Source organism: Candidatus Paceibacter sp., assembly GCA_013360865.1.
In the GTDB taxonomy this organism is placed as follows: domain Bacteria; phylum Patescibacteriota; class Minisyncoccia; order UBA9983; family UBA9983; genus SURF-57.
Map to the genome: position 1 here is coordinate 1 of JABWAS010000019.1, position 11,051 is coordinate 11,051.

Below are 11,051 nucleotides of genomic sequence, written 5' to 3' on the forward strand. Positions count from 1 at the left end.
AAAATTCCAAAAATTTTTTCCGGATTTCGGATGAAGTCATGAGCCACCTCTCGGATTTGAACCGAGGACCTTCGCTTTACAAAAGCGTTGCTCTACCGCTGAGCTAAGGTGGCACAGAGTTTATTATACAGTTTTCAAAAAGACCTGCTTTATCCCGCCTGAGCGGGACTCTACCGCTGACCTGCCTGTCGGCAGACAGGGCTAAAGTGGCAACAGCAGAATTATATCCTTAAAGTTTTGTCCTTGTCCGACGAGTCGGCTGCCGATTTCTCTTGCTCATTATTTGTTTCCATTCCTGATGTTTTAACGCTTGTCCAATACGGATGGTGGCCGGAATTTTTTCTGACTTCCCTTTTTCCGCGAATATAGTGAGTCAGCCGCAGGAGAAGCCTTTCCACCTTCAGAACGTTTATCCTGAACTTGGAAATTATTACCTCAAACTCTTTATAAACTTTTGGCGCCAGCGAGTCGTGCAGATACGCCGCGGCGGGGAAAACAATCTTTCTGTTTATATCGTAAAAAATCGGCTTGCTTCCGGCAAGTTCTTTTATCAACTCCTCTTCGGTAAGTTTTCTCGCCGAAGAAAGGCCCCGGGAAAACATTACCGTGAGTCCAAGGGCCGAAAAACCGGCTATATAAATTGGCAAAAAAGACATAAAGTTAAACCAGGCTGTACCGGACGAAGCGGGAAATTTCTACTTTTTCCCCGAATTTCTGGATGGCCTGATTTATGAGATCTTTGATGGTTATTTCCGGATTTTTGATGTAAGGCTGACTTAGAAGTTCGTTTAAATCAGCCGGACCGCAGGCGGTGGCGTGCATGGCGATATCTTTGGCCAGCGCGCGGAAACCTTCGTTGCCGGAAACAAAGTCGGACTCGCTTTTAAGCTCAAGCATCACACCGATTTGTTTGTTATTATGGACGTATGCCTCCACCACTCCGGCGCCGAGCTGGCGGTCGGACTTTTTTTCCGCCGATCTGGCGCTATCCTTGAGAAGAATTTCTTCCGCCTTGGCCATATCCCCTCCCGCCTGTTCCAGCGCCTTTTTACATAAGGCGACTGAGATGCCCGTTTTTTTCCTCAACGCTTTTATTTGTTCGGCGGTTACCATATTGCAATCCTTGCCCGCAACACCAGCAAGCTGGCTTGCGTGGCGGGCGGGTAAAATTTAAAAAAATTAATGATTATTAAACAAACTATTCTTTCACCGGCTCTTTCTTGGCGGCTGCTTGAGTGGCAACCTCTTCCGCCAATATGAGACCTTCTTTATAGGATTTCGCCAGTTCGGAAAGGAAGTAGCCGATGCTGGTGGCGGAATTATCATTGGCCGGAACGGCAAAGTTAATGCCCGCCGGATCACAATCGCTGTTAAGCAAAGAGATTACGGGGATTTTCATCTGCAGAGCTTCCCCCATCGCTATCTTCTCGTGCTTCGGGTCAACCGTGACAATCGCGGCCGGAAAGTTCTTCAACGAGTCGGCCAGGCCGCAGAAATATCTGTCCATTTTTTCTATTTTTCTGTCTATTTGGAGTCTTTCTTTTTTGGTATATTTGTCCAAGGCGCCCGTTTCTTTCTTTTTCTTGAGATCGTTGAGATGGTCCATCCTCGAGCGTATCTGCTTGAAGTTGGTGATCGTCCCGCCTACCCACCTTTCCGCCACGTACGGCATGCTAAGTTCTTTGGCGGTAGCGACCAGCGCTTCTTTGGCTTCTTTTTTCGTCCCCACAAACAGAATAATCTTCTTTTCCTTGCCCAGTTTGCGGACGAATTCTTTGGCCGCGTCCAAAGCGGACTTTGTCTTCTCCAAATCAAAAATTTCCACGCCGTTTCTTTCCGCGAAGATGTACGGCTTCATTTTAGGATGGCGGCTAGTGACGGAATAACCTAAGTGCATTCCTTTGGAAAACATTTCCTGCAGGTCCTGTTCTATTTTTTCCTGGGTATTTAGCATAGTGTCAATAATAACAAAATCTCTGATAAATGCAACACCCGCTGATACTTGCATAATATAGACAATGTTATTGTCTTCAATTATATTAACATAAGTATTTTTGTTATTTTTAAAATTTTCATAAAATCTTACGAGGAGAAAACTATGTACTATTATTTTTTTGAAGAAGATCTAAAAGATCTTGATAAAAATATTGATGCTATTAAAGTCAGGCTTGATAAAATCGGCAAAGAAATTGGGGAAAGTTGCAACCAAAGCTCTGAAACCTGGCATGACAACTTTGGCTTTGAAGAAGGCAGAAGGCAGCAAGACATGTGGTCAAAGCAATTGTCCGATCTGTTGGAAATAAGACACAGAGCTAGAATTGTTCCCAGCAGTATTGGCAACGACCATGTTTCAATAGGCAGCATTGTTGAATTTGAAGACACTGAGACTAAAGAGGTTCAGATATATAGAATTTCTAGTTATATGATTTTTAATCAAAAACACGGGCTTATCTCCTACAATTCTCCATTAGCAAAGATTCTAATAAGGGGGACTGTCGGAGAAGAAAGAGGGGGTATAATCAACGGAAAAAATAAAATCTTTAAGATATTAAAAGTTATATAAGCGCCAATCGAAAAAAGCCGCAGATAAAAACAATCTGCGGCTTTTGTTTTACAGCATCTACATCCTCTTGTTCTTTAAATAGCTTAAAATTTCATCCGCAGCCATGTTTGGGTCATTGGAAGAATTATCTACCTCGATTAGTTGTTTCTTTTTATACTCTGCGAAGAAATTTTCCTCAACCCCGGAACGTCTTTCAATTATGTCATTATAAGTCAGTCCCCTCCTGTGCAATCGTTTAATTCTTTCTTCTTGTTTGCAAACGAGAAGAAAGGTTGCGGTCGGTATTACAAAAACAGATTCGGGGGAATTAAGCAGCAATTCAACAGGAACACCCATTGCCTTGTGATAACACATGGTAGTATCTAAATAGCGATCACACACCACATGTTGCGCTTCACACAGTTTCCTTATTTCAACGGAAGATTGAGCTACCCCAGCTAAATAAAACAAAAATCTGGATATCAAGTCAGCCTTTTCATCAACCACCGAACGAATTGGACTGAATAATGAAGCTGGTGTTTTATAAAATACCGCTCCAAGTTTTTCAGCAAGTATCTTGCCAACAGTCGTTTTTCCACAACCACTTAACCCTTCCAAAACGAGAAACATATGCTTCATCTGATGCACCCTTTCAAATAAAAAATTTTATTAAAGCTACTATATTTACTGCTTGCAATAATAAGATATGCCGTGTAATATGTCAATATATGGCAAAGTCATCACAAAATGATATTGAATTAGAATTAAGGGCAGAAATTTCTAATATTAAATTTAATAGCTTGTTAGATAAATTAAGACAAACAGCAAAATTAACATCCCGTTCAAAAAGATTGTCGGTAATGTTTTTGGGTGAAATTAACAAGCTAAATTTTGATATAAGGGCGCGTATCAGTTCAGGCGGAAAAGCGGAAATAATGCTTAAAAAGGGCGATTTTCACGCTCACAACAGAGTAGAATCATCACAGGAGATTAACCCAAATCAATTTTTGGGAATTGTTAAAATTCTTTCTAACTTTAATTTTCAATCAAAGGTGACAGAAAGAGAAAACTTTGTTTTTGACCTGAACAATAATATGTGCCTAGTATTGGTAAAAGCCAACAATATCTTTTACGCGGAGATTGAAAAGATGTCTAGCGCAGAAGAACTAGAAGAAAATAGAAAACAATTAATTGAAACACTTTCTGAATTAGGCCTTAAACCTATTAACGAAACGCAGTTTAATGAATTATGTAATCGTCTTACAAAAAAATCCGACTGGATTTTTGAAGGCTCACAAGCTCATTTTAAAAAACTGGAAAATATGTTAAAAGGCTATTGATTAATTTGGTTTTTGTTTTTCAATAGAAATAAAGAAATATCTGCCCTTTACCGTATTTGCCACTCCTAATCTACGTTTCTCGTTTGTCGTTTTAAAGTCTATTATTTTTTTAAATTTTTCAAAACTTAAAAAATATTTTCCACAATCGCCCAAAACGTGTTTGTAATAAAAATTCCAGATTTTTGACAAAAAGCTGTAATTTTTAGGGTCATCTATATCCACAATAATTAATTGTTTTGAAATCTTTTTCAAATTATCAATCGCCTTTGTTTGATTTTTCCAATCTAAGTGATGCAACGTGTTTTTAAATATTACCAGATCAAATATTTTTTTGTATGGCAAATTTAAAATATTGTGATTTGTAAAAATAATTCCCAAGTTTTCTTTTTTTGCCATTTTAATTATTTTCCAAGAAATATCGTTCCCCATACATATTTTTGGGTTGTATGTCTTACGTAACTTATTTAAGAGAGAACTATCGCCACAAGAAACATCCAACACGCTATCAGGTCGTTCGGTTATCATGTTAAATATTACACGATCTATTTTATTTGAGGCCATACTGCCGATTGGTTTTATTATGTAATTGTGCGCAATGTATAATGGAAAAGATATTTTTTTAACACTATCAATTTCTTCGCTTGGGACTTTGGCATTTTTTTCGGCAATTCTTTTATTTGCCATAATAATAATCTTATCGTTCTGATAGGCTGTTTTAATTGAAGTTTCTTTTGTGAATAAATTCTTTATATTTTTAGAACAATCTGAAACCTTGCCTCTACTTAAAGCCACAAAAGCAATTCCAATATGCAACAACGATTTTCCCCCACAAGTGAACAGATTTTTAACTATTGCAACCGGCTCTGTTTCGTCAATTTCAAGGCCAGTTTCTTTTAAAACAACCCTATGGACAGCATCCTCAATATTTTCGTTATCCAATATATAACCGCCAGGAATTTCCCATCCTATGTTCTTATTAAAATCCCTAACCAAAAGAATTTACTTTTCTGAGTTATATACAACAACAGCAACAAAATAGTGAGTTTTTTTATAAAAACAAAAGACATCTTCGGAAACGCGCTCTTCATACACAAGCTCTGGTAATTTATAAACTTCTTTATAAATAGTAATAATGTTTCCGGGTAGCATACTCAAACAAATATATAGCTTATACTTCTTTTTTTCAATGTAAAACCACATCGAATATAAAAGCCGGACGTCAAGCCTCGACGTCCGGTCCGACTTCGGTTCAACCTAGATCTCCTGCCACTCGGTCGTTATTTTCTCCACCTGAAGGTTTACAGTCGTCGTCTGGACGTTGCCGCCATTGTCTTTAGCCTCAATATTTATTGGGTAAGTTCCGGAGGTTGTTGAACCTGGAATGTTTCTGACCCTGAATTTTATATCCTGCGAACCAGTCAACTGAAAATTAATATTTCCCGAACTTTTCCATGTATAACCGCCGTCTTCCGAGAACTCGGCCACCGCCTTTGTCTTGTCTATGGCGGATGGCAAAACAGCATTCAAGTTAATATTTCCGTCAGATATTCCGGAAAAAACTATTGTTGTTTCGCTAGAATCGGCGCTTAAACCTTCAACAATCGTAGCAAATATGATATTGTCGGAAGAAACAATGGCAAACCCTTTTAAAAATGAAGCATTTACGGTTATATCCGCGTTTTTCATTGTGATTGTGCAAGTTTTTTGATTATTATTTTTTTCTTCGCAGGAAACACCCGTCCAACCGCCAAATCCCGAACCGGTGTCAGCGTTTGCCGTAAGCGTAACTTTAACATTAGAATCTTCGTCAAAAGATTCTGAACAATCGGAACCGCAGTTTATACCGGATGGATTGCTGGTGACAACGCCAGATCCGCTGCCGGATTTCGTTACCAAAAGAACGGCCTTGTTTATTTTAACGGCGTCGCAGGAAGCGTTTGTTCCGCCGCCGGAACCGTTGCATGTCCAGTTCCAGGTTGTGCCGCCGTCGGCGACAGCCGAAGCCGAACCGGCGGAACACAGATTGGTTGTCGGCGGATTCTCGTAACTGCCGCCGGCTGCCGAGCCGCACGCGCCGTTTACCCCCGGTTCGCAAACAGGAATTTTTGAATAGCTCCCGGAATTAAATATTCCGACAGCGACATGGTCCTGGTTCATTGCGCAGTTGGTACCTCCGGCGCAACTTCCGTACAGCCACCCGCCCCACGACGAACCGGCGAAGGGCGTTATTGTCCATCCTTTAATAATCGTGATTCTGCTTGTTTCTCCATATGCGTCATCATACGGATATTCGTAACTGCATGCGTTAGACATTCCTTTATCGTTTTTATCGCAAGTATTGTCGCCTGTCACCGTACCATAGCTTGTTTTATTGAACCATTCTGTCGAATGATTATTTTTTATCGTTCCGCCGCCGGATCCGACGACCGACACCCTTAAAAACTTGTTGCCGTTCTCAAAATTGCAAGGATGTTCAGGCGCCTCCGCGTCGTAGTAATTATAATTGGAACATATCCCTCCGGATTTGCACGCTCTTATGGCGTAATAATAACGTTGTCCGGCATTTTTGACGGTACCCCCGTCATTGTAGGATGTTGTGTTAGCGCCAGGCGACGCAACCGTAACAACACCATCAAACATAAAACTTGTGGCGCGATATATTTCGTAATAATCTTCGTCACTAACATCATTCCATGTTAAAAATATTCTGCCAATTTCTCCGCAATTTCCTTTAGTGGCCATAAAGTTTTCCGGCGCTTTCCATCCGGAAGTGGGGCAGGTTGCCGCCGGCAAGTTCTTGCACATCGCCGGAGACTGGGCGTCTATACCGGAAGAATAAGCGGAACAATTGCCGGAAGAATCACAGGCTCTGATTTTGTAATTATGCGTTTCGCTCACGCCCAAACTTTCATCAACATAGGAAGACGCGCTTCCGCCATTAACCTTTATCGTTTCGGAATTGTTTTTTAACAAATTATAGTATGCCGCGCCGCTAACAATGTTCCATTGCAATGTAATTTTGCCTGTTTCGCACGGACCGGTAATGGCTTTAAGCCCTGTCGGCGTATCAGGAGGTTTAATTGATGAAGATGAAGATGAAGATGAAGATGAAGATGAAGATGAAGATGAATCATTATCAAAAGTGGCGGTGATTGTTATATTGGCGTCGCTGTTTACTGTGACAGTGCAGGTAGGATTTTTATCGCAAGCGGCGGTAGTACCTCCATCAACCGTCCAGCCGACAAAACTGTCTGTAGATAAAGCATCGGTAGTGTTTGCCGTAAGGGTGACGGCTTGTGTTGAAGAATAATCTTGCGAACAATCATTATCTGTTCCATACCCACAACTTATTTCAGTGGCGGTTACGTATCCCTGGGCTCCGTTATTGTTGCTTATCTTAACAATAATTTGCCCTTTCGGTGGCGGCGGACCGATTGTCACTTTATAATCTGAGGTGGCGCAGATACTAAAGGTTTTTTTGGTGCTAGGATTATAACCTCCTTCCGCGCAATTAAAACTTACCGCACCTATTACATCCGACCCCCAAGCGTAATTGCCAAAATCACCTGTTTTTAAATCAATCGTTACGCCATACCTATTATAAGAAGTAGTGGAATCGCCCAACCTAATCCATCCATCCCAGCCGTCGGAGCGCGGGGTCATACTGCTGCAATCGCCGGGTAAATTTTGATTTGGAGGGTTATTGAGCGTTCCAGCGCAGGCTCTCGCCCACCCCAGCAATCTTCCGCTTGCGTCCGTCCGCGCGTAGTCGCTGGAATTGCCGGAGGGATAATCTGACAATCCATCAAACTTTATCCAGCCGATGTTGTCGCTCCAAGCGTAACCGGTAAATCTGCCATTGGCTCTGTTACTATCATAGCCGGTGTAGTGAACGCCACCGTACGAATTTCCGGTGGTGGTATTGGAAGGATTAAATTGTATCCAGCCGATAGTATCCGACCAGGCATATCCGGTAACGGCGTCGGCTCTCGCCACCATCGGCAAAACGCCAAAAAACAACCCGAAAAACATCAGGCTTAAAAATATTTTAGAAAAAGAAAGTTTGGTTTTAAGAAGCGTAAGTTTTCCGTTTACCATTTGGATTAAATTATACAACCAACGGCAACTTAATAAAAATAGTAAGTGTGGATAAGTGAAAATATTTCATTTTCTACGTCCGGTTTATTACAATCATTAGGTTATTTTTTTGGTAAATATTTATCACTTAAAATATGAACTGGTGTTGCTTTTTTTATGATAACTTTAAAAATATTATTTTTGTTTTTTATTATACTAATATCTTTTTTAACGTTTATTTTTTTGCTTCTTATTTTTTTTAATCCGACATTAAAATAATTTCCTGATAAATAATCAAGCTCAAAAAATATAGTTTCATTTTTTGGCAAATAATAACCAAGCGGTGTATATTTTTCTTTACCAAAATCAAAATCCTTACTTCTTGAATGCAGCCTGCCCGCACAGACGAGAATTTTGACTTCTTTGTTTTGATTGTATTCCGCTAAAATATTTTCCGCCATTTTTTTATCTCTTTCGTTCCAACTCAAACCGCCGACGCTAAAACATACTAACTTTATATTCTTAGCGCGGAGCCATTTTATTAAATCCAGATGCTCTTTTGATATTCTACCGTCGGGAGACTCTGAAAATTTCCAGCTTAGCCAGTTTAGTTTTCCTTTCTTAAAAATATATCTGTTAATTTCCTCAGTCAGTTCACTTGGCCACTCCATTGCAAGTGTTATGGGAATATCGTTTTTATTATAAAAACTTAATATTTTTTTTATAAAAAAGATGTTTTCCTTAGCTCCGTGAATTTCCCCAACAACTATTAAACGGTTTTTTAATAACACATTTTTAACTTCGTCTGTAAACATGCTTTTAATTTTATGTTATTTTTTAAAAAAGTTAATGCCCAATCTTCTAAGAGACTGGGCATTTTTGTTTTGACATAAGCAAATCAGCCATCGCTGAAGATATCGGCATTTTAGTCAACTCTTCAATCCAACCCCATTGACCATTAGGATTTACCTCAAGAAAGACATATTTATCATCCGGAGTCAGTATCATATCTATAGCCCCGAAATACAAACCCAATTTCCTAACAAGTAAAACGCACATGCTTTCTATTTCAGCAGGCAATTCACAAGGGTTGTGCGGCAACTCGTCTTTTAAAAATACATGTTTTCTCCAATCTTCAAGCGTTTTTTCATTATCTTGAGAATGGATTTCACACGCAAAAACTTTATCCCTGATGACTGTAATTCTTAGCTCTAGTTTTTTATCTATGTATTTTTGCAAAAATATAGGCGAAAATTCAAATGCTTTAGGTGATGTTTTTTCTATTTCCACTTGACTAACACGCTTTGTGTGCAACAAAAGAGTTTTATTATCGTAGTTAACTGCCACATTTTTTATTACCTTTAATGCTAAGTCTCCTTTAACATTGCGGCAAAGCCTAACGATGTCTTTGTGACAATTAGCTAGGATACTTAATGGTGTTGATAAACCAACTTTGTTGGCTATTATCATTTGGTGCCACTTGTTGAATTGGATTTTTTCACAACTTAAAAGTGAATTTACCCAAAATTTATCTTCCAACAACGTCCATAGACATCTTAGAGCGTAAAGAGATTCTTCTTCAACCCAGTTTTTTGCGACAGAATCTGATATGGAAGTAACTGACGGATTATGCGGTCTTCTGTACCAAACCGTAGCTATGTCTTTAAAATTTAGAGTATCATTGTTAAATTTAATACATCCATCAAACTTACTTCCATCCAAAAACATTGTTATTTTAACCTTTTCAGGATAATCTTCAGTATTAAACCTTACACAACGCCCTCCTTTTTCCAAAATTTTGTTTATGACCAAATCAGCCGTTCCGTCTTCTTTGTGTGTTAGCGCCAGCACTTGATTGTGTTCCATAACTGTCCCCTTTCAGAAAAGTTAAAAAACGCGGAAGGGTAACTAAATATATTATTTTACCCTTCCGCAAACCAAACATTAATCATCCGATGCAAAGTTGAGTGCCGAGGGATCCCATGTCGTAGAATCATTCATTGATGGTTGCCTCTCCAGTTTTAAATTTTTAGGCAATTCTTCGGCAAATTTAAAATTGAATGGTTCTACTTCTGATTTTTCTTCTTTTTGCATTTTTATCACCTCCTTTCTTAAATAATTGACTTTGTGTTTTTAACGTGCACTGGCACTACTTTACATCTCAACATTATCTTTGTCAACATAAAATAACGGTCTTGCAATAAACGACAAAGACAATAATTCGTTTTTTGTTTTTTCCACTATCCACATCCGAATAACAAGTTGTCCCAAGCTTTAACGATTTTGTTAAGTAATATTTAGGGTTTTTGAATAATTCCGGCGAGGAAAATCTGAAGCAAAATTCCCTCACGTATTTCTCCAGATTGATCGACCAGTGGTGGTGATACATTCTTCGGACAAAAGTGCGGTAGTTTCCAAAAGCTCCTTCAATTTCCGAAGTGTGCTCAAATTGGAATTTTCTATGAATGTCACGGCTGTGCTTAACCGGCCACCATTTATCAATACCTTTGTAGATAGAAGCGCCGTCAGTCCAGAGCTTTGAATGAGGTTTAATTTTTCTGAAGAGAAAATATCCAGCATGATGTCTTTGAACTGATGTGCCCATAATTACGTCATAGGCCAGATTTCTCGTTCCTTTCTGCTTTGCCATAATGAGAGTCATATTTTTGAAGTAGGCTTCGTCCAGCTGCACTATGCGCTCTAAAATGTGGGTTTCTTTGGGTAAATGTTCCCTGAAAGTATCAAACCATTTCCGGATTGTGATAGCTGAAAGCCCTGTTAATGCCGCTGTTTGCTTCACCGGCACCGCGCACGACCAGGACCAGAGAATCATCCACCAGGCTTGAAGCGGCAGTTTTAAATTGGAAAGCCAGGTATGCGACAGAAGAGTGAATCTGATCCGGCAGTCCTTGCAGCGATATCTGCCGCTTTGGACATTCACCCTTCTTGATTTACATTCCGGACAAAAGATATTTTTCCCAAACAAAATTCGGCGAATGTATTTCCTGATTTGAGCCTCGCTTGGTATTTGGTTGTATGTGTACATGGTTCCCATATTTTAATTAATATGGGACAACTGGTATATATTACCC

12 protein-coding genes and 1 tRNA gene are annotated in these 11,051 nt (G+C 39.5%); 2 read left to right on the top strand and 11 right to left on the bottom strand.

The genetic code is table 11. The annotated features are described in order from the left end of the window. Nucleotides 1–41: 41 nt before the first annotated feature. The 4 genes from HUT38_03805 to rpsB all read right to left on the bottom strand — a co-directional run bounded on the left by HUT38_03805 (nucleotide 42) and on the right by rpsB (nucleotide 1,954). Nucleotides 42–113: transfer RNA gene (locus tag HUT38_03805), tRNA-Thr, on the bottom strand. A gap of 108 nt (nucleotides 114–221) precedes the next feature. Then, nucleotides 222–656 (bottom strand): hypothetical protein, encoded by a 435-nt coding sequence (locus HUT38_03810; protein ID NUQ57579.1) that lies wholly within the window; start codon nucleotides 654–656, stop codon nucleotides 222–224. A 4-nt stretch (nucleotides 657–660) separates the two neighbouring features. Beyond that, a complete protein-coding gene (locus tag HUT38_03815; protein ID NUQ57580.1) occupies nucleotides 661–1,113 on the bottom strand; it encodes an elongation factor Ts in 453 nt (150 codons plus the stop codon). 85 nt (nucleotides 1,114–1,198) lie between these two features. Beyond that, nucleotides 1,199–1,954 carry a 30S ribosomal protein S2 gene (gene rpsB / locus HUT38_03820; GenBank protein NUQ57581.1) on the bottom strand — a complete coding sequence of 252 codons (756 nt, stop codon included), beginning with the start codon at nucleotides 1,952–1,954 and terminating at the stop codon, nucleotides 1,199–1,201. A gap of 144 nt (nucleotides 1,955–2,098) precedes the next feature. Between rpsB and HUT38_03825 the strand changes: the two genes are divergently transcribed. Further along, a complete protein-coding gene (locus HUT38_03825) occupies nucleotides 2,099–2,563 on the top strand; it encodes a GreA/GreB family elongation factor (GenBank protein NUQ57582.1) in 465 nt (154 codons plus the stop codon). A 57-nt stretch (nucleotides 2,564–2,620) separates the two neighbouring features. Here the strand turns inward: HUT38_03825 and HUT38_03830 are convergent, their stop codons facing one another. Beyond that, nucleotides 2,621–3,181 carry an AAA family ATPase gene (locus HUT38_03830; protein ID NUQ57583.1) on the bottom strand — a complete coding sequence of 187 codons (561 nt, stop codon included), beginning with the start codon at nucleotides 3,179–3,181 and terminating at the stop codon, nucleotides 2,621–2,623. A gap of 89 nt (nucleotides 3,182–3,270) precedes the next feature. Between HUT38_03830 and HUT38_03835 the strand changes: the two genes are divergently transcribed. Beyond that, entirely contained in the window at nucleotides 3,271–3,882 is a 612-nt protein-coding gene (locus HUT38_03835) for a hypothetical protein (protein ID NUQ57584.1), read from the top strand. Here HUT38_03835 and HUT38_03840 read toward each other — a convergent pair whose 3' ends face one another. The 6 genes from HUT38_03840 to HUT38_03865 form a co-directional block, all read right to left on the bottom strand. Next, nucleotides 3,883–4,875 carry a methyltransferase domain-containing protein gene (locus tag HUT38_03840; protein NUQ57585.1) on the bottom strand — a complete coding sequence of 331 codons (993 nt, stop codon included), beginning with the start codon at nucleotides 4,873–4,875 and terminating at the stop codon, nucleotides 3,883–3,885. It lies immediately after the preceding gene. A 261-nt stretch (nucleotides 4,876–5,136) separates the two neighbouring features. After that, nucleotides 5,137–7,980 (bottom strand): hypothetical protein, encoded by a 2,844-nt coding sequence (locus HUT38_03845; GenBank protein ID NUQ57586.1) that lies wholly within the window; start codon nucleotides 7,978–7,980, stop codon nucleotides 5,137–5,139. A 101-nt stretch (nucleotides 7,981–8,081) separates the two neighbouring features. Continuing rightward, a complete protein-coding gene (locus HUT38_03850; GenBank protein ID NUQ57587.1) occupies nucleotides 8,082–8,774 on the bottom strand; it encodes a hypothetical protein in 693 nt (230 codons plus the stop codon). A 46-nt stretch (nucleotides 8,775–8,820) separates the two neighbouring features. Beyond that, nucleotides 8,821–9,825, bottom strand: coding sequence for a hypothetical protein (locus HUT38_03855; protein NUQ57588.1), 1,005 nt, complete (start codon nucleotides 9,823–9,825; stop codon nucleotides 8,821–8,823). 78 nt (nucleotides 9,826–9,903) lie between these two features. Further along, complete coding sequence (locus HUT38_03860) at nucleotides 9,904–10,053, bottom strand: hypothetical protein (GenBank protein ID NUQ57589.1); 150 nt, start codon at nucleotides 10,051–10,053, stop codon at nucleotides 9,904–9,906. An 82-nt stretch (nucleotides 10,054–10,135) separates the two neighbouring features. Further along, a complete protein-coding gene (locus tag HUT38_03865; protein ID NUQ57590.1) occupies nucleotides 10,136–11,005 on the bottom strand; it encodes an IS1595 family transposase in 870 nt (289 codons plus the stop codon). Between the last annotated feature and the right edge of the window lie 46 nt (nucleotides 11,006–11,051).